Origin of the sequence: Streptomyces sp. NPDC056883 (assembly GCF_042788835.1) — a bacterium.
In the GTDB taxonomy this organism is placed as follows: domain Bacteria; phylum Actinomycetota; class Actinomycetes; order Streptomycetales; family Streptomycetaceae; genus Streptomyces; species Streptomyces stoeckheimensis.
Genome location: NZ_JBHUBS010000005.1, coordinates 332004 through 350184 on the forward strand (window position 1 = coordinate 332004; position 18181 = coordinate 350184).

16 protein-coding genes are annotated in these 18181 nt (G+C 69.9%); 2 read left to right on the top strand and 14 right to left on the bottom strand.

Features of this window, described 5'->3' with window-relative positions; genetic code table 11:
• Window positions 1-128 precede the first annotated feature (128 nt).
• On the bottom strand, window positions 129-953 hold the full coding sequence (locus ACFRU2_RS16205; protein WP_382972337.1) for a hypothetical protein: 825 nt from the start codon (window positions 951-953) through the stop codon (window positions 129-131).
• A 400-nt stretch (window positions 954-1353) separates the two neighbouring features.
• On the opposite strand from ACFRU2_RS16205, the gene ACFRU2_RS16210 reads away from it, so the two are divergent.
• Complete coding sequence (locus tag ACFRU2_RS16210; RefSeq protein WP_382972339.1) at window positions 1354-1944, top strand: hypothetical protein; 591 nt, start codon at window positions 1354-1356, stop codon at window positions 1942-1944.
• 94 nt (window positions 1945-2038) lie between these two features.
• Complete coding sequence (locus ACFRU2_RS16215; protein WP_382972340.1) at window positions 2039-2611, top strand: Uma2 family endonuclease; 573 nt, start codon at window positions 2039-2041, stop codon at window positions 2609-2611.
• A gap of 65 nt (window positions 2612-2676) precedes the next feature.
• Here ACFRU2_RS16215 and nuoN read toward each other — a convergent pair whose 3' ends face one another.
• From nuoN to ACFRU2_RS16280, 13 genes are read right to left on the bottom strand one after another with little or no spacing between them, the layout of a single operon-like run.
• Complete coding sequence (gene nuoN / locus ACFRU2_RS16220) at window positions 2677-4296, bottom strand: NADH-quinone oxidoreductase subunit NuoN (RefSeq protein ID WP_382972574.1); 1620 nt, start codon at window positions 4294-4296, stop codon at window positions 2677-2679.
• A 38-nt stretch (window positions 4297-4334) separates the two neighbouring features.
• On the bottom strand, window positions 4335-5951 hold the full coding sequence (locus tag ACFRU2_RS16225; protein ID WP_382972342.1) for an NADH-quinone oxidoreductase subunit M: 1617 nt from the start codon (window positions 5949-5951) through the stop codon (window positions 4335-4337).
• Window position 5952: 1 nt separating this feature from the next.
• Complete coding sequence (gene nuoL, locus ACFRU2_RS16230) at window positions 5953-7848, bottom strand: NADH-quinone oxidoreductase subunit L (protein ID WP_382972344.1); 1896 nt, start codon at window positions 7846-7848, stop codon at window positions 5953-5955.
• A 12-nt stretch (window positions 7849-7860) separates the two neighbouring features.
• The gene (nuoK, locus tag ACFRU2_RS16235) at window positions 7861-8160 is read right to left on the bottom strand and encodes an NADH-quinone oxidoreductase subunit NuoK (protein WP_112449176.1); all 300 of its coding nucleotides are present in this window, start codon (window positions 8158-8160) and stop codon (window positions 7861-7863) included.
• Entirely contained in the window at window positions 8157-8993 is an 837-nt protein-coding gene (locus tag ACFRU2_RS16240; RefSeq protein WP_382972346.1) for an NADH-quinone oxidoreductase subunit J, read from the bottom strand. Before ACFRU2_RS16240 ends, nuoK begins: the two co-directional genes overlap by 4 nt.
• On the bottom strand, window positions 8990-9604 hold the full coding sequence (nuoI, locus tag ACFRU2_RS16245; RefSeq protein WP_382972348.1) for an NADH-quinone oxidoreductase subunit NuoI: 615 nt from the start codon (window positions 9602-9604) through the stop codon (window positions 8990-8992). Before nuoI ends, ACFRU2_RS16240 begins: the two co-directional genes overlap by 4 nt.
• On the bottom strand, window positions 9597-10967 hold the full coding sequence (gene nuoH, locus ACFRU2_RS16250) for an NADH-quinone oxidoreductase subunit NuoH (protein ID WP_266905640.1): 1371 nt from the start codon (window positions 10965-10967) through the stop codon (window positions 9597-9599). Before nuoH ends, nuoI begins: the two co-directional genes overlap by 8 nt.
• Entirely contained in the window at window positions 10964-13468 is a 2505-nt protein-coding gene (locus ACFRU2_RS16255; protein ID WP_382972350.1) for an NADH-quinone oxidoreductase subunit G, read from the bottom strand. The genes nuoH and ACFRU2_RS16255 overlap by 4 nt, the downstream gene beginning before the upstream one ends.
• Window positions 13465-14814, bottom strand: a complete 1350-nt coding sequence (gene nuoF / locus ACFRU2_RS16260) for an NADH-quinone oxidoreductase subunit NuoF (protein ID WP_382972352.1) — start codon at window positions 14812-14814, stop codon at window positions 13465-13467. Before nuoF ends, ACFRU2_RS16255 begins: the two co-directional genes overlap by 4 nt.
• Entirely contained in the window at window positions 14814-15551 is a 738-nt protein-coding gene (gene nuoE / locus ACFRU2_RS16265; protein ID WP_382972354.1) for an NADH-quinone oxidoreductase subunit NuoE, read from the bottom strand. The genes nuoF and nuoE overlap by 1 nt, the downstream gene beginning before the upstream one ends.
• Complete coding sequence (locus tag ACFRU2_RS16270) at window positions 15548-16888, bottom strand: NADH-quinone oxidoreductase subunit D (protein ID WP_382972356.1); 1341 nt, start codon at window positions 16886-16888, stop codon at window positions 15548-15550. Before ACFRU2_RS16270 ends, nuoE begins: the two co-directional genes overlap by 4 nt.
• Window positions 16888-17628, bottom strand: coding sequence for an NADH-quinone oxidoreductase subunit C (locus ACFRU2_RS16275; RefSeq protein ID WP_382972358.1), 741 nt, complete (start codon window positions 17626-17628; stop codon window positions 16888-16890). The genes ACFRU2_RS16270 and ACFRU2_RS16275 overlap by 1 nt, the downstream gene beginning before the upstream one ends.
• Window positions 17625-18179 (bottom strand): NADH-quinone oxidoreductase subunit B family protein, encoded by a 555-nt coding sequence (locus ACFRU2_RS16280; RefSeq protein ID WP_243339941.1) that lies wholly within the window; start codon window positions 18177-18179, stop codon window positions 17625-17627. Before ACFRU2_RS16280 ends, ACFRU2_RS16275 begins: the two co-directional genes overlap by 4 nt.
• Window positions 18180-18181: the final 2 nt, after the last annotated feature.

Genomic DNA, 18181 nt, shown 5'->3' on the forward strand with positions numbered 1-18181 from the left:
TTTGGGCTATGAGAAACCCACTTCGTGGGTCTCGCCAAGAAAAACAACGCGGCGACGGTCCCCACCACCTCCCCCCCCCCCCCCCGCGCCGTTCGTGTGACAGCTGGTCGATCGTGTGACGGGTAGGACTAGCCGCGGTCGGCCTTGCGGCGGCGGGCGACGAACCAGGCGGCCGCTCCGCCGATGGCGACGAGGGCGGCGGCCAGGCCGACGTACAGGCCGGTGTCGGAGCCCGAGTCGGAGTCGGAGTCGGTGTGCGCCATGGAACCGGTCGCGGGGTGGGTGCTCTCCGTGGAGGGGGCCGCGGGGGCGGCGCTCGCGGAGCCGGCCGGGGCCGGGGCGGCGGTCGCGGTGGAGGTGGAGGTGGGCGCCTTGGCGGTCGGGGCCGTGGAGGTCTTGAAGGTCAGGGAGGCCTCGCCGCCGTCGGCGATCTCGTTCTTGTAGGACGAGGAACGCAGCGTGAAGTCACCGGTGTTGGCCGGGTAGCTCTTGCCGAGGCCCATGGTGACCTTCCAGGTCAGCTTCCCGCCGGCCGGGATCTCGAAGCCCGCGTCGCCGCCGTTCCCGGCGGCCGCCGGGCGGAACAGGCCCTGCCATCCGCCGTCCTGCTGCCCGATGGAGGACGTGGTCTCCGGGGCGGACACCGCCTCGACCTTGAAGACCACGTCGCTCTCCTGGAGCTTCACGGTGCTGCCGGGCGTCTCGAGGATCATCCACGGGTGGTAGGAGGAGACCTTGTCCGTCGTGTTGGCCACCGTCAGCTCGAAGGTCTCCGTCGCGCCGCCCCGGGCCAGCGGGCCGCTCGGCGCCGGGGCGCTCATCGTGGTCTTCAGTGCCTTGGGGTTGCTCTCGTCGGCGTGGGCCGACAGCGGCATCAGGACGGTGCCGGCGATGGCGGCGACGACGAAGGCGGCGGAGGCGTTGCGCAGGACGGCGGCGGTACGAGCGGACATGGTGGACTCCCCCAGGAATCAAAGATCAGTGGATCTCGCTGGCGGTCCGGCTTCCTTCCCCCCGGTCGCTGCTGCGATGAACTGATCTTCACACAGACCACATCCCCAATCCGTCGTCGGAATGTCACCGCCACGCAACAGGCCCAGAAGCCTCCTCCACTCCTCTGACCTGCGGCGATAACGGCACCATAAACGCCTGTTTCTCCCCGCGTGACGCACGGCGCCCGAAGGCTCGCCGCACTGGCGCATGGCTACGGAGGGAAAACCCCAGCGGCCGTCTCGGTCCGGGCGGTGCGCACCCGACCCCCCGTTCGGAGGCACGCCGCGTGCAGCCTCGCCGCCTCGCCGGGATGGTGGACGAAAGCCCCGCCCCGTCCCCACCCGAACGGCAGGAGCCACGATGTCCCTCCGCCCCCGCAAGGCCGTCCTGACCTGTGCCGCCGCGATATCCATCGGCCTGGCCGCCATCGCCCCCGCCCACGGCGTCGACGGGCCCGCGCCGGACCCGAGGAACGCCAAGGCCATGCGGGACATGGCCACGGCGATCCGCGTGACGGGCAAGTACGCGGACGAGCAGCAGGCCCTGAAGGACGGGTACGTCCCGCACGGCGAGGCCTGCATGACCAACCCGTTCGGGGCGGGCGCCATGGGCTACCACTACGTCAAGGAGGCCTACTGGGGCTCGACGGACCCCAGCAAGCCGGCCGCACTGCTCTACAGCACCGAGAAGGACGAGCACGGCCGCCGCAAGCTGGAGGCGGTGGAGTGGATGTCCAAGGACCGCGACCAGGACATGAAGACCACCGACGACCGCCCGACCATGTTCGGCCTCCCCTTCGACGGCCCCATGCCCGGCCACTGGACGGGCATGCCCAAGCACTACGACCTCCACCTGTGGGCATACCGCGACAACCCAGCAGGCCGCTTCCACAACTGGAACACCGCCCTGACCTGCCCGAAGACCACCACCCCCATGCCCCACCCCCACTGACCCCGGCGTCAGCACAACGGTCCCGTTCACCCCTGCGGGCGGTCCCTAATCGATCCCCGGCGCCCCACCGACCGGACTCGCAAGACTTCGGCGCATGAGAGCACCGATGAACCGGCCGCCGGGCGGCTGGATCGCCGATGACCTGGACACGCTCCCGGAACTCCCCCCTCACACAGAGCTGATCGATGGCGACCTCGTCTCCCCGACTCCACAGACCTTGTTCCATTCGCGGGCGGTGAGCCTTCTCACCGAGTTGCTGGAGTCACTGGCACCCCCCGACCTTCATGTGCTCAGCAGGTTCACGATCGACATCGACCGGCACAACCGGCCCGAACCGGACGTCCTCGTAGTCCACGAGCACGCCATCCGAGACTGGGACCAGACGAGGCTGCCCGCCGCGGACGTGGTGCTCGCCGTGGAGGTGGCATCGGACGATTCCCGCATGCGTGATAGCGAGATCAAAACCGTCAAGTACGCCGCGGCGGGCATCCCCCACTACTGGCGCGTCGAGTACGAGAAGGGCCAAGTCCTCGTCCACGCATCGGAGCTGGACCCGGCCACCGGCGCCTACACGAGCACCGGCACCTTCCGGGACCGGGTGAATGCCTCGGTGACGTTCCCGGTGGAGCTCGACCTCACTCCCATCCTGCGTCGACGTCCTCGGTAGCCGGCACGCCAAAGGGCCCGGCCCCCCCGGAAGGGGTGCCGGGCCCTCGGCCGTGCTCGGTGCGGTCAGCGCACGAACGTGCTCGCGCTGCCCGCCAGGTCCAGGAAGTACTGCGGGGCCACGCCCAGCACCACCGTGACCGCGACGCCCACCGCGATGGTCGTCATCGTCAGCGGGGACGGGACGGCGACCGTGGGGCCGTCCGCCTTCGGCTCGCTGAAGAACATCAGGACGATCACCCGGATGTAGAAGAACGCGGCGATCGCGGACGAGATGACACCGACCACGACCAGCGCTCCCGCGCCGCCCTCCGCCGCCGCCTTGAACACGGCGAACTTGCCGGAGAAACCGGAGGTCAGCGGGATGCCCGCGAAGGCGAGCAGGAAGACCGCGAAGACCGCCGCCGTCAGAGGCGAACGACGGCCCAGCCCCGCCCACTTGGACAGGTGCGTGGCCTCGCCGCCCGCGTCGCGCACCAGCGTGACCACCGCGAAGGCGCCGATCGTCACGAAGGAGTACGCGCCCAGGTAGAAGAGGACCGACTGGACGCCCTCCGCCGAAGTCGCGATCACACCGGCCAGGATGAAGCCGGCGTGCGCGATCGAGGAGTAGGCGAGGAGCCGCTTGACGTCGGTCTGGGTGACCGCGATGACCGCGCCCGCCAGCATCGTGACGATCGCGACGCCCCACATGACCGGCCGCCAGTCCCACCGCAGGCCGGGGAGGACGACGTAGAGGAGACGCAGGAGCGCGCCGAACGCAGCGACCTTCGTCGCCGCCGCCATGAAGCCGGTGACCGGGGTGGGGGCGCCCTGGTAGACGTCCGGGGTCCACATGTGGAAGGGAACCGCGCCGACCTTGAAGAGCAGGCCCATCAGGATCAGCGCGCCGCCGATCAGCAGCAGCGCGTCGTTGCCCATGGTGTCGGCGAGCGCCGGGTCGATGTTCGCCACGGTGCCGTCGACGACCTCCGCGATCGCCGCGTAGGAGACCGAGCCGGCGTACCCGTAGACGAGGGCGATGCCGAAGAGGAGGAAGGCGGAGGAGAAGGCGCCGAGCAGGAAGTACTTGACGGCCGCCTCCTGCGACATCAGCCGCTGGCGGCGGGCGACGGCGCAGAGCAGGTACAGCGGGAGGGAGAAGACCTCCAGGGCCACGAACAGCGTCAGCAGGTCGTTGGCCGCGGGGAAGATCAGCATCCCGGCGATCGCGAACAGCGCGAGCGGGAAGACCTCGGTGGTGGTGAAGCCCGCCTTGACGGCTTCCTTCTCGCTCTCGCTGCCCGGTACGGACGCCGCCTGCGCGGCGAAGGAGTCCACCCGGTTGCCGTGGGCGGCCGGGTCCAGGCGCCGTTCGGCGAAGGTGAAGATCGCCACGACCGAGGCCAGGATGATGGTGCCCTGCAGGAAGAGCGCCGGTCCGTCGACGGCCAGGGCGCCCATGGCCGCGATGTGCGCCTTGGAGCTGCCGTACCCGCCGGCGGCGAGTCCGACGACCGCCGCGAAGGCCGAGGCCAGGGCGGCCACGGCGAGGAACACCTGCGTGTAGTAACGGCCCTTGCGCGGCACGAAGGCCTCGACGAGGACTCCGATGATCGCCGCGCCCAGCACGATGAGCGTGGGCGAGAGCTGGGCGTACTCGATGTGCGGGGCCGGGATCTTGTCGATCGGCGCCGCGGCCGCCAGGTTCGGCAGCAGGTTCTGGGCAGCAGCAGTCACGGTGCTCACTTCGCCCCCTCCCCGTTCTTGGCCTCGACAGCCACTTCCGGCTTCGGGTCCGTCTGCTTCACATCAGACATGGTGTGCTTCACCGCCGGGTTGACGATGTCGGTCAGGACCTTCGGGTAGACGCCCAGACCGATCAGCAGCGCGATCAGCGGGGCGACCACCAGGACCTCCCGCAGGCGCAGGTCCGGCATGGTGCGGACCTCCTCCTTGACCGGGCCGGTCATGGTGCGCTGGTAGAGGACCAGCGTGTAGAGCGCCGCCAGCACGATGCCGACGGTGGCGATGATGCCGACGACCGGGTACCGGGCGAAGGTGCCGACCAGAACCAGGAACTCGCTGACGAACGGGGCGAGACCGGGCAGCGACAAGGTGGCGAGGCCGCCGATCAGGAAGGTGCCGGCCAGGACCGGGGCCACCTTCTGCACGCCGCCGTAGTCGGCGATGAGCCGGGAGCCGCGGCGCGAGATCAGGAAGCCGGCGACCAGCATGAGCGCCGCCGTCGAGAGCCCGTGGTTGACCATGTACAGCGTCGCGCCCGACTGGCCCTGGGAGGTCATCGCGAAGATGCCCAGGATGATGAAGCCGAAGTGCGAGATGGAGGCGTACGCCACCAGCCGCTTGATGTCCCGCTGGCCGACCGCGACCAGCGCGCCGTAGACGATGCTGATCAGGGCCAGGACCAGGATCACCGGCGTGGCCCACTTGCTGGCCTCGGGGAAGAGCCCGAGGCAGAAGCGCAGCATCGCGAAGGTGCCGACCTTGTCGACGACGGCGGTGATCAGGACGGCGACCGGGGCCGTGGCCTCGCCCATCGCGTTCGGCAGCCAGGTGTGCAGCGGCCACAGCGGGGCCTTCACCGCGAAGGCGAAGAAGAAGCCGAGGAACAGCAGCCGCTCGGTGTTGGTCGCCATGTCGAGCGTGCCCGCGGCGCGGGCGGCGGTGATCTCCTGGAGCGAGAAGTTCCCGGCGACCACGTAGAGCCCGATGACGGCGGCCAGCATGATGAGGCCGCCGACCAGGTTGTAGAGGAGGAACTTGACCGCCGCGTACGAGCGCTGCGCGGCCGCGTTCTCATCGGACCCGGAGTGCGCCCGGTCTCCGAAGCCGCCGATGAGGAAGTACATCGGGATGAGCATGGCTTCGAAGAAGATGTAGAAGAGGAAGACGTCGGTGGCCTCGAAGGAGATGATCACCATCGCCTCGACCAGCAGGATCAGGGCGAAGAAGCCCTGGGTCGGGCGCCAGCGCGAGCCCGCAGCGAAGCTGCTATTGGCTGCTTCGGTCTCCAGCGGGTCGGCGTCGTGCCAGCCGGCCGCGATCACGAAGGGGATCAGCAGCGCGGTGAGTGCGATCAGCACGACCCCGATGCCGTCGACGCCCAGTTCGTAGCGGACGCCGAAGTCGGCGATCCAGGAGCGCGATTCGGTGAGCTGGTAGCGGTCGCCACCGGGCTCGAAGCGGACCGCGACGAGCACGGCCAGGGCCAGCGTCGCCAGCGAGAAGAGCAGGGCGAGCCATTTGGCGGCGGTCCGGCGGGCGGCCGGGACGGCCGCCGTCAGGATCGCACCGACCGCGGGGACCGCGGCCGTCACCGTCAGAAGCGGGAAACTCATCTCACACCGCCCTCATCAGCAGGGTCGCGGCGATCAGGATCGCCGTGCCCCCGAACATCGAGACCGCGTAGCTGCGGGCGTAGCCGTTCTGCAGCTTGCGCAGCCGGCCCGACAGCCCGCCGACTCCGGCGGCCGTCCCGTTGACCACGCCGTCGACCAGGCTGTGGTCGACGTAGACGAGGGAGCGGGTCAGGTGCTCCCCGCCGCGGACCAGGACCACGTGGTTGAAGTCGTCCTGGTAGAGGTCCCGTCGGGCCGCCCGGGTGAGGAGCGAGCCGCGCGGGGCGACGACCGGGACGGGCTTCCTGCCGTACATCGCCCAGGCGATGGCGACGCCGATGACGAGGACGACCATGGTGGCCGCGGTGACCGTCGTGGCGCTGATCGGCGGGTGTCCGTGCTGGTGTCCGGTGACGGGCTCCAGCCAGTGCAGGAAGCGGTCGCCGATCCCGAAGAACCCGCCCGCGAAGACCGAGCCGAAGGCCAGGATGATCATCGGGATGGTCATGGACTTCGGGGACTCGTGCGGGTGCGGGGCGTGGCCCTCAGCATCCGGCTGCCAGCGCTTCTCGCCGAAGAAGGTGAGGAGCATGACGCGGGTCATGTAGAAGGCGGTGATCGCCGCGCCGAGCAGGGTCACCCCGCCGAGGATCCAGCCCTGGGTGCCGCCCTTGGCGAAGGCGGCCTCGATGATCATGTCCTTCGAGAAGAAGCCCGACAGGCCCGGGAAGCCGATGATCGCCAGGTACCCCAGCCCGAAGGTGATGAAGGTGACCGGCATGTACTTCCGCAGGCCGCCGTACTTGCGCATGTCGACCTCGTCGTTCATCCCGTGCATCACGGAACCGGCGCCGAGGAAGAGGCCCGCCTTGAAGAAGCCGTGCGTGACCAGGTGCATGATCGCGAAGACGTACCCGATGGGGCCGAGGCCGGCCGCCAGGATCATGTAGCCGATCTGCGACATCGTCGAGCCCGCGAGGGCCTTCTTGATGTCGTCCTTCGCGCAACCGACGATCGCACCGAAGAGGAGCGTGACGGCGCCGACGATGGTGACCACCAGCTGGGCGTCCGGGGCGCCGTTGAAGATGGCACCCGAGCGGACGATCAGGTAGACGCCGGCGGTGACCATGGTCGCCGCGTGGATGAGGGCCGAGACCGGGGTCGGGCCCTCCATCGCGTCGCCGAGCCAGGACTGGAGCGGCACCTGAGCCGACTTGCCGCAGGCGGCCAGCAGCAGCATCAGGCCGATCGCCGTCAGCTTGCCCTCGGAGGCGTCGTCCGCCGAGCCGAGGACCGGGCCGAAGGCGAAGGTCCCGAAGGTGGTGAACATCAGCATGATGGCGATCGAGAGGCCGATGTCGCCGACGCGGTTGACCAGGAAGGCCTTCTTCGCCGCGGTGGCCGCGCTGGGCTTGTGCTGCCAGAAGCCGATCAGGAGGTACGAGGCAAGGCCCACGCCCTCCCAGCCGAAGTACAGCAGCAGGTAGTTGTCGGCGAGGACCAGCAGGAGCATGGCCGCGACGAACAGGTTGAGGTAGCCGAAGAAGCGGCGGCGCCGCTCGTCGTGCTCCATGTAGCCGATGGAGTAGATGTGGATGAGCGTGCCCACGCCGGAGATCAGCAGGACGAACGTCATCGACAGCTGGTCCAGCTGGAAGGCCATGTCGGCCTGGAATCCCTCGACGGGGATCCAGGTGAACAGCCGCTGGTGCAGGGTGCGGTCCTCGGCTCCGCGGCCGAGCATGTCGGCGAAGAGGACGACGCCGGTCCCGAAGGAGGCGGCGGCGAGCAGGGTGCCGAGCCAGTGCCCCACCTTGTCGAGGCGCCGGCCGCCGCAGAGCAGCACCGCCGCTCCGAGCAGGGGCGCCGCGATCAGCAGCACAATCAGGTTCTCCACTGTGAACGCCCCTTACAGCTTCATCAGGCTGGCGTCGTCGACCGAGGCCGAGTGGCGGGTACGGAACAGCGACACGATGATCGCGAGGCCCACCACGACCTCGGCGGCGGCGACGACCATCGTGAAGAACGCGATGATCTGGCCGTCGAGGTTGCCGTGCATCCGGGAGAAGGTGACGAAGGCGAGGTTGCAGGCGTTGAGCATGAGCTCGACGCACATGAACAGCACGATCGCGTTCTTCCGGATCAGGACTCCGGCCGCCCCGATGGTGAACAGCAGCGCGGACAGGTACAGGTAGTTGACCGGGTTCACTTCGAGGCCTCCTCACGTGCGTCGCGGCCGAGGGCGTCGCGGCCGAGCCGCTCGGACGACCGCTGCTCCAGGGCCTTCAGGTCGTCCAGGGCCTTGCCGGAGACGTCCCTGATCTGGCCGCGGGCGCGCAGCGTCTGGTTGACGGTGAGCTCGGAGGGGGTGCCGTCCGGCAGCAGGCCCGCGACGTCCACGGCGTTGTGCCGGGCGTAGACGCCGGGTGCGGGCAGCGGCGGGAGCTGTACGCCCTCGCGTACGCGGCGCTCGGCGAGTTCGCGCTGGGTGGCGGCCCGCTCGGTGCGCTCGCGGTGGGTGAGCACCATCGCGCCGACGGCCGCCGTGATCAGCAGGGCGCCGGTGATCTCGAAGGCGAACACGTACTTGGTGAAGATCAGCGTGGCCAGGCCCTCGACGTGCCCGCCGGAGTTGATCCGGCCGAGTCCGTTGAAGTGGGTGAGCTTGGCGTTGGAGATGCCGGCGATCAGCAGGATGCCGAAGCCGAGTCCGCACAGGGCGGCCAGCCAGCGCTGCCCCTTGATGGTCTCGGTCAGCGAGTCCGCGGCGGTGACGCCGACGAGCATGACGACGAAGAGGAAGAGCATCATGATCGCGCCGGTGTAGACGACGACCTGGACGATGCCGAGGAAGTACGCCCCGTTGGCGAGGTAGAAGACCGCCAGGATGATCATCGTCCCGGCCAGGCTCAGCGCGCTGTGCACGGCCTTCTTCATCAGGATCGTGGCCAGCGCGCCGATGACGGCGACCGTGCCGAGGATCCAGAACTGGGCCGCCTCACCGGTGGAGGTCAGGGTGGCGGCCGCGGCGATGGCGCTCATGCCCCGACCCCCTCGGAAGCGTCTTCCGGTGCGACCTCGCCCTTGGAGACGGCCACCTGGCGGACCGTGCCGGGAGCCGCCCCGGTCACCAGCCCGCGGTAGTAGTCCGTGTCGTCGGTGCCCGGGAAGATCGAGTGCGGTGCCTCGACCATGCCCTCGGTGAGCCCGGAGAGCAGCTGCTCCTTGGTGTAGATGAGCGCTTCGCGGCTGGAGTCGGCCAGTTCGAACTCGTTCGTCATGGTCAGCGCCCTGGTCGGGCACGCCTCGACGCACAGCCCGCACAGGATGCAGCGGGCGTAGTTGATCTGGTAGACCCGGCCGTACCGCTCACCCGGGGAGTAGCGCTCCTCCTCGGTGTTGTCCGCGCCCTCGACGTAGATCGCGTCGGCGGGACAGGCCCAGGCGCACAGCTCGCACCCGATGCACTTCTCCAGACCGTCCGGGTGGCGGTTGAGCTGGTGCCGCCCGTGGAAGCGGGGTGCGGTGGTCTTTTCCTGCTCCGGGTACTGCTCGGTGAGGCGCTTCTTGAACATGGCCTTGAAGGTCACGCCGAAGCCGGCCACCGGGTTCTGCCACTTCTCGCCCTGCTCGGCGTCAGACTTGTCAGACATTCTCAGCACCCTCCTCTCGGTCACTGTCAGTATTCGCCGCGCCACTGACAATGAGCTCCCGCTCACTGCGGGGCCGCCTGCGCGGTACGGGTGCCAGGTGCTGGCCGGGCTTGGGCGGTACGGGGAATCCGCCCGCCAGGGGGTCGAAGGGTTCGGCGGCGGCCGCCAGTTCGGCGTCCGCGAGGGCCGTCTTCTCCTTCTTGTCGCGGAACAGGTCCGCGACGAAGGACAGCAGCAGGAGCGCGATGACCCCGCCGCCGACGTAGAGCACGATCTCCTGGAAGTCGTAGTTCTCGTTGCGCAGCGCCCGGACGGTGGCGACCAGCATCAGCCACACCACGGAGACCGGGATGAGCACCTTCCAGCCGAGCTTCATCAGCTGGTCGTAGCGCACGCGCGGGAGCGTGCCGCGCAGCCAGATGAAGAAGAACAGCAGCAGCTGGACCTTGAGGACGAACCAGAGCATCGGCCACCAGCCGTGGTTCGCGCCCTCCCAGTACGTGGAGATCGGCGCCGGGGCCCGCCAGCCGCCCAGGAACAGGGTGACGGAGACCGCGGAGACGGTGACCATGTTGACGTACTCGGCGAGCATGAACAGCGCGAACTTGATCGAGGAGTACTCGGTGTTGAAGCCGCCGACCAGGTCGCCCTCGGACTCAGGCATGTCGAAGGGGGCGCGGTTCGTCTCGCCGACCATCGTGATGACGTAGATGATGAAGGAGACCGGCAGCAGGATGATGTACCAGCGGTCCGCCTGGGCTTCGACGATCGCCGAGGTCGACATCGACCCGGAGTAGAGGAAGACCGAGGCGAAGGCCGCGCCCATCGCGATCTCGTAGGAGATCATCTGCGCGCAGGAGCGCAGGCCGCCGAGGAGCGGGTACGTGGAGCCGGAGGACCAGCCCGCCAGGACGATGCCGTAGATGCCGACCGAGGCCACCGCGAGGATGTAGAGCATCGCGATGGGCAGGTCGGTCAGTTGCATCGTGGTGCGCTGGCCGAAGATGGAGACCTCGTTGCCCGAGGGGCCGAAGGGGATCACCGCGATGGCCATGAAGGCCGGGATCGCCGCGATGATCGGGGCCAGGACGTAGACGACCTTGTCGGCCCGCTTGACGATCAGGTCTTCCTTCAGCATCAGCTTCACGCCGTCGGCGAGCGACTGGAGCATGCCCCAGGGGCCGTGCCGGTTGGGGCCGATGCGCAGCTGCATCCAGGCGACGACCTTGCGCTCCCACACGATGGAGAAGAGCACGGTCACCATCAGGAAGGCGAAGCAGAACACCGCCTTGACGACGACGAGCCACCAGACGTCCCTGCCGAACAGGGAGAGGTCTTCGGCGGCGATCTGAACGGTGTTCACGCGCCCACCTCCGCAGGGGAGTCGCTGGTGTCGGCGGGGGTGGCCGGACCGATGCGGACCAGCTCCCCCGGGCGGGCTCCGGTGTCGGCGAGGACCCCGGAGCCGGTGGAGTTCATCGGGAGCCAGACCACCCGGTCGGGCATCTCGGTGATGCGCAGCGGGAGTTCCACGGAGCCGGCGGGGCCGGTCACCGCGAGGACGTCGCCGTTCTTGACGCCGGTCTCGGCGGCCGTGGCGGCCGACAGGCGGGCGCCGGCCTCGTGCCGGGTGCCGGCCAGGGCCTCGTCGCCCTCCTGCAGGAGCCCCTGGTCGAGGAGGAGCCGGTGGCCCGCGAGGACCGCCTCTCCCGCACCCGGCCGGGGCAGCAGTGCCCGGTCTCCGGACTGCCCGGCGGCGCGCTCCCCGGCCCACGGGCCGAGCGCGTCGAGCTCCCGGCGTACGGCGTGTACGTCGGGCAGCGCGATCGGCCGGTCGGCCGCGTCGGCCAGCATGTGCAGCACGCGGGAGTCGGCGGGGGCGAGCCGGCGGGTCATCTGCTCGGGCTTGAGCGCGGCCTCGAACGGCCGGACCCTGCCCTCCCAGTTGATGAACGCGCCCGGCTTCTCGGCGACGGCAGCGACCGGGAAGACCACGTCCGCGAGGTCGGTGACCGCTCCGGGCCGCAGTTCCAGGGAGACCACGAAGGCCTCCTGGAGGGCGGCCTTGGCGCGGGCCGGGTCCGGCAGGTCGGCGAGCTCCACGCCCGCGACGAGCAGGGCGGACAGCTCCCGGGTGGCGGCGGCCTCGACGATCTGGCCGGTGTCGCGGCCGTAGCGGTGCGGCAGCTCGTCCAGGCCCCAGGCGGTGGCGACCTCGTCGCGGGCCCGCGGGTCGGTGGCCGGGCGGGCGCCCGGCAGCAGGGACGGCAGCGCGCCCGCCTCGACGGCGGCCCGCTCTCCGGCCCGGCGCGGGATCCACACCAGGGTGGCGCCGCTGGCTGTGGCGGCCCGGACGGCCGCGGTCAGCCCGCCGGGCACGCCCGCGAGGCGCTCCCCGACCACGATGACGGCGCCGGGCAGGCGCAGCGCGTCGGCGGCGGCCTGGCCGCCGTCCTCCAGGCCGGCCTGCGAGGCCAGTGCGTTCAGCCACTCGGGCTCGGTGCCGGGGGCGGCGGCGAGCCAGGTGCCGCCCGCCTTCTCCAGACCGCGCGTGGCGAACGGGGCGAGGGCGAAGGTCCGCTGCTTGTGCTTGCGGTGGGCCTTGCGCAGCCGCAGGAAGACCCCGGGGGCCTCCTCCTCGGCCTCGATGCCGACGAGGAGCACGGCCGGGGCCGCCTCCAGCGAGGTGTTGGTGACACCGCTGCCGTCGAGGTCCTTGCCGGTGCCGGCGACGGTGGCCGCCAGGAACTCGGCCTCCTCCGCGCTGTGCACCCGGGCCCGGAAGTCGATGTCGTTGGTGTCGAGCACGACCCGGGCGAACTTGGCGTACGCGTAGGCGTCCTCGACGGTGAGGCGTCCGCCGGTCAGCACTCCGGCCCGGCCGCGCGCGGCGGCCAGCCCGTTGGCGGCGGCCTCCAGGGCCTCGGGCCAGCTGGCCGGGGCCAGGACCCCGTCGCTGCCGCGGACCAGCGGGGTGGTGAGCCGGTCGGGGCGCTGCGCGTAGCGGAACCCGAAGCGGCCCTTGTCGCAGATCCACTCCTCGTTGACCTCGGGGTCCTCCGCGGCCATCCGGCGCAGCACCTTGCCGCGGCGGTGGTCGGTGCGGGTGGCGCAGCCGCCCGCGCAGTGCTCGCACACGCTCGGGGAGGAGACCAGGTCGAAGGGGCGGGAACGGAACCGGTAGGCGGCCGAGGTGAGGGCGCCGACCGGGCAGATCTGGATGGTGTTGCCGGAGAAGTACGACTCGAAGGGGTCGCCCTCGCCGGTGCCGACCTGCTGGAGCGCGCCGCGCTCCAGGAGTTCGATCATCGGGTCGCCGGCGATCTCGTTGGAGAAGCGGGTGCAGCGCGCGCACAGCACGCACCGCTCGCGGTCCAGCAGCACCTGCGTGGAGATCGGTACGGGCTTCTCGTAGGTGCGCTTCTTGCCCTCGAACCGCGATTCGGCGTTGCCGTGCGACATCGCCTGGTTCTGGAGCGGGCACTCGCCGCCCTTGTCGCAGACCGGGCAGTCCAGCGGGTGGTTGATGAGCAGCAGCTCCATCACCCCGCGCTGGGCCTTGTCGGCGACCTCCGAGGTGAGCTGCGTCTTGACGACCATGCCGTCGGTGCAGGTGATGGTGCAGGAGGCCATCGGCTTGCGCTGGCCCTCGACCTCGACGATGCACTGGCGGCAGGCGCCGGCCGGGGAGAGGAGGGGGTGGTCGCAGAACCGGGGGATCTCGATGCCGAGCTGTTCGGCGGCCCGGATGACCAGGGTCCCCTTGGGTACCGACAGTTCGATGCCGTCGATGGTCAGGGAGATGTGGTCCGCCGGGACCGCCGCCTCTCCGCCGCCGGAGGCTGCCGTAGTGGTCACGGTCATGCGGTCACCTCCGTGTCGGCCCAGAGGGTCGACTTCTTGGGGTCGAAGGGGCAGCCCTTGCCCGTGATGTGCTGCTCGTACTCCGCGCGGAAGTACTTGAGCGAGGAGAAGATGGGGCTGGCGGCGCCGTCGCCGAGCGCGCAGAACGACTTGCCGTTGATGTTGTCGGCGATGTCGTTCAGCTTCTCGAGGTCGGACATGACCCCCTTGCCCGCTTCGATGTCGCGGAGCAACTGGACCAGCCAGTACGTGCCTTCGCGGCAGGGCGTGCACTTGCCGCAGGACTCGTGGGCGTAGAACTCGGTCCAGCGGGTCACCGCCCGCACCACGCAGGTCGTCTCGTCGAAGCACTGCAGGGCCTTGGTGCCGAGCATGGAGCCGGCGGCCACCACGCCCTCGTAGTCCAGCGGGACGTCGAGGTGCTCGTCCGTGAACATGGGGGTGGAGGAGCCGCCCGGGGTCCAGAACTTCAGCCGGTGCCCGGGGCGCATGCCGCCGCTCATGTCGAGGAGCTGGCGCAGCGTGATCCCGAGCGGGGCCTCGTACTGGCCGGGGCCGACGACGTGGCCGGAGAGCGAGTACAGGGTGAAGCCGGGGGACTTCTCGGTCCCCATCGACTTGAACCAGTCCTTGCCCTTGTTCAGGATCGCGGGGACCGAGGCGATGGACTCCACGTTGTTGACCACGGTGGGGCAGGCGTAGAGCCCCTCGACCGCGGGGAAGGGGGGCCGCAGCCGGGGCTGGCCGCGGCGGCCTTCGAGGGAGTCCAGAAGGGCCGTTTCCTCGCCGCAGATGTAGGCGCCCGCTCCCGCGTGCACCGTGATGTCGAGCTTGAGCCCGCTCCCGAGGATGTTCTCCCCGAGGTAACCGGCCTCGTACGCCTCGCGCACGGCCTCGTGCAGACGCCGCAGCACCGGCACGGTCTCGCCGCGCAGGTAGATGAAGGCGTGCTCCGAGCGGATCGCGTAGCAGGCGATGATCATTCCCTCGATGAGGGAGTGCGGGTTGGCGAAGAGGAGGGGGATGTCCTTGCAGGTCCCCGGCTCCGACTCGTCCGCGTTCACGACGAGGTAGTGCGGCTTGCCGTCGCCCTGCGGGATGAACTGCCACTTCATGCCGGTGGGGAAGCCGGCGCCGCCGCGGCCGCGCAGGCCCGAGTCCTTCACGTAGGCGATGAGGTCGTCGGGGGTCATGGCGAGCGCCTTGCGCAGGCCCTCGTAGCCCTCGTGGCGCCGGTAGGTCTCCAGCGTCCACGACTGCGGCTCGTCCCAGAACGCCGACAGGACGGGCGCGAGGAGCTTCTCCGGACTGGTTCCGTTCTTGCTCAGTTCGGTGGACACGGTCATCACTCCCCTCCCTCGATGGTGGCCTCGCCGCGCGGGTGCACGATCGGGGTGTGCGGGGCTTCGCCGCGCGCGATGCGCAGGCCGATCAGCGAGGCGGGACCCGCGCCGCCGCTCGCCTCGACCGCGCCTTCGCGCTCGTCGGGGAAGCCCGCCAGGATCCGCGCGGTCTCCTTGTACGTGCACAGCGGCGCGCCGCGGGTCGGCTCGACGGGGCGGCCCGCCAGCAGGTCGTCGACCATGGCCTTGGCGGACTCGGGGGTCTGGTTGTCGAAGAACTCCCAGTTGACCATCACCACGGGGGCGTAGTCGCAGGCCGCGTTGCACTCGATGTGCTCGAGGGTGACCTTGCCGTCGGGGGTGGTCTCGTTGTTGCCGACCCCGAGGTGGTCCTTGAGCTCCTCGAAGATGGCGTCGCCGCCCATCACCGCGCACAGGGTGTTCGTGCACACGCCGACCTGGTAGTCCCCGGAGGGCTTGCGCCGGTACATCGTGTAGAAGGTGGCCACGGCCGTGACCTCGGCGGTCGTCAGGCCCAGTACGTCGGCGCAGAACCGGATGCCGGTGCGCGAGACGTACCCCTCCTCCGACTGGATCAGGTGGAGCAGCGGCAGCAGCGCGGAGCGGCTGTCGGGGTAGCGGGCGATGACCTCGGCGGCGTCGGCGGCCAGCCGCTCGCGCACCTCGGCCGGGTAGTCGGGGGCGGGCAGCTGGGGCATGCCCAGGGAAATGTCCGTCATCGGTCGACGCCTCCCATCACGGGGTCGATGGAGGCGACGGCCACGATGACGTCGGCGACCTGGCCGCCCTCGCACATCGCCGCCATGGCCTGCAGGTTGGTGAAGGACGGGTCGCGGAAGTGGACCCGGTAGGGGCGGGTTCCGCCGTCGGAGACGACGTGCACGCCGAGCTCGCCCTTGGGCGACTCCACGGCCGCGTAGGCCTGGCCGGCCGGTACCCGGAAGCCCTCGGTCACCAGCTTGAAGTGGTGGATGAGGGACTCCATGGAGGTGCCCATGATCTGCTTGATGTGGTCGAGCGAGTTGCCGAGGCCGTCGGGGCCCATCGCGAGCTGCGCCGGCCAGGCGATCTTCTTGTCGGCGACCATGACCGGGCCCGGCTCCAGCCGGTCCAGGCACTGCTCGACGATCCGCAGGGACTGGTGCATCTCCTCCAGGCGGATCAGGAACCGCCCGTAGGAGTCGCAGGACTCGGTGGTCGGCACGTCGAACTCGTAGTTCTCGTAGCCGCAGTACGGGTCCGTCTTGCGCAGGTCGTGCGGGAGGCCGGCGGAGCGCAGCACCGGGCCGGTGGCGCCGAGCGCCATGCAGCCTGTGAGGTCGAGGTAGCCGACGTCCTGCATGCGGGCCTTGAAGATGGGGTTGCCGGTGGCGAGCTTGTCGTACTCCGGCAGGTTCTTCTTCATGGTCTTCACGAACTCGCGGAGCTGGTCCACGGCGCCCGGGGGCAGGTCCTGCGCGAGGCCGCCGGGGCGGACGAACGCGTGGTTCATGCGCAGTCCGGTGATCAGCTCGAACACGTCGAGGATCAGCTCGCGGTCGCGGAACCCGTAGATCATGATCGTGGTCGCGCCCAGCTCCATGCCGCCGGTGGCGATGCACACCAGGTGGGAGGAGAGCCGGTTGAGCTCCATCAGCAGGACGCGGATGACGGAGGCGCGGTCCGGGATCTGGTCGGTGATGCCGAGCAGCTTCTCGACGCCCAGGCAGTACGCCGTCTCGTTGAAGAACGGCGTCAGGTAGTCCATGCGCGTGACGAAGGTGGTGCCCTGCGTCCAGTTCCGGTATTCGAGGTTCTTCTCGATGCCGGTGTGGAGGTAGCCGATGCCGCAGCGGGCCTCGGTGACCGTCTCGCCGTCGATCTCCAGGATCAGGCGGAGCACTCCGTGGGTGGAGGGGTGCTGGGGGCCCATGTTGACGACGATCCGCTCGTCGTCCGCGCGGGCCGCCGACTGGACGATCTCGTCCCAGTCGCCGCCGGTGACGGTGTAGACGGTGCCCTCGGTGGTTTCGCGCGCCGAAGCGTGGTCGGCGGAGGCGTGGTTGGACGTGCTCATCAGCTGTACGACCTCCGCTGGTCGGGAGCCGGGATCTGGGCGCCCTTGTACTCGATGGCGATGCCGCCGAGCGGGTAGTCCTTGCGCTGCGGGAAGCCCTGCCAGTCGTCCGGCATCATGATCCGGGTGAGGGCCGGGTGCCCGTCGAAGATCAGGCCGAAGAAGTCGTACGTCTCGCGCTCGTGCCAGTCGTTCGTCGGGTAGACGGAGACGATCGAGGGGACGTGCGGGTCGGCGTCCGGGGCGGTGACCTCCAGCCGCACGATCCGGCCGTGGGTGAGCGAGCGCAGGTGGTAGACGGCGTGCAGCTCGCGGCCCTTGTCGTCCGGGAAGTGCACCCCGCTGACGCCCGTACAGAGCTCGAAGCGCAGGGCCGGGTCGTCGCGCAGGGTCTTCGCGACGAGGAGGAGGTGCTCGCGCGCGATGTGGAGGGTCAGCTCCGCCCGGTCGACGACGACCTTCTCGATCGCGTTGTCCGGGACGAGGTCCTGCTCCTCCAGCGCCCCTTCGAGCTCGTCGACGACCTCGTCGAAGTACGAGCCGTACGGGCGGGCGCTCGCACCGGGCAGGGCCACGGTGCGCACGAGGCCGCCGTAGCCGCTGGTGTCGCCGCCGTTGTTGGCGCCGAACATGCCCTTGCGGACGCCGATCACCTCGGGGCCGGCCGCTCCGCGGGGTGCGGGCACGTTGTCGCCGTTACCGGCTTGGGGGCCGCTGTGCACGGCCGGGTCCTCGCTCACCGCAGGAGCCCCTTCATCTCAATGGTGGGGAGCGCCTTGAGGGCCGCCTCCTCCGCCTCGCGGGCCGCCTCTTCCCGGTTCACGCCGAGCTTGCCGCCCTGGATCTTCTGGTGGAGCTTGAGGATCGCGTCGAGCAGCATCTCGGGGCGGGGCGGGCAGCCGGGCAGGTAGATATCCACGGGGACGATGTGGTCGACGCCCTGGACGATCGCGTAGTTGTTGAACATTCCGCCCGAAGACGCACAAACACCCATAGAGATGACCCACTTGGGAGCGGGCATCTGGTCATACACCTGCCGCAGCACCGGCGCCATCTTCTGGCTGACCCGGCCGGCCACGATCATCAGGTCGGCCTGGCGCGGGGATCCGCGGAAGACCTCCATGCCGAAGCGGGCCAGGTCGTACCGGCCCGCTCCGGTGGTCATCATCTCGATGGCGCAGCAGGCCAGGCCGAAGGTGGCCGGGAAGACGGACGCCTTGCGCACCCATCCCGCGGCCTGTTCGACGGTGGTCAGCAGAAAGCCGCTCGGCAGCTTCTCTTCCAGTCCCATGG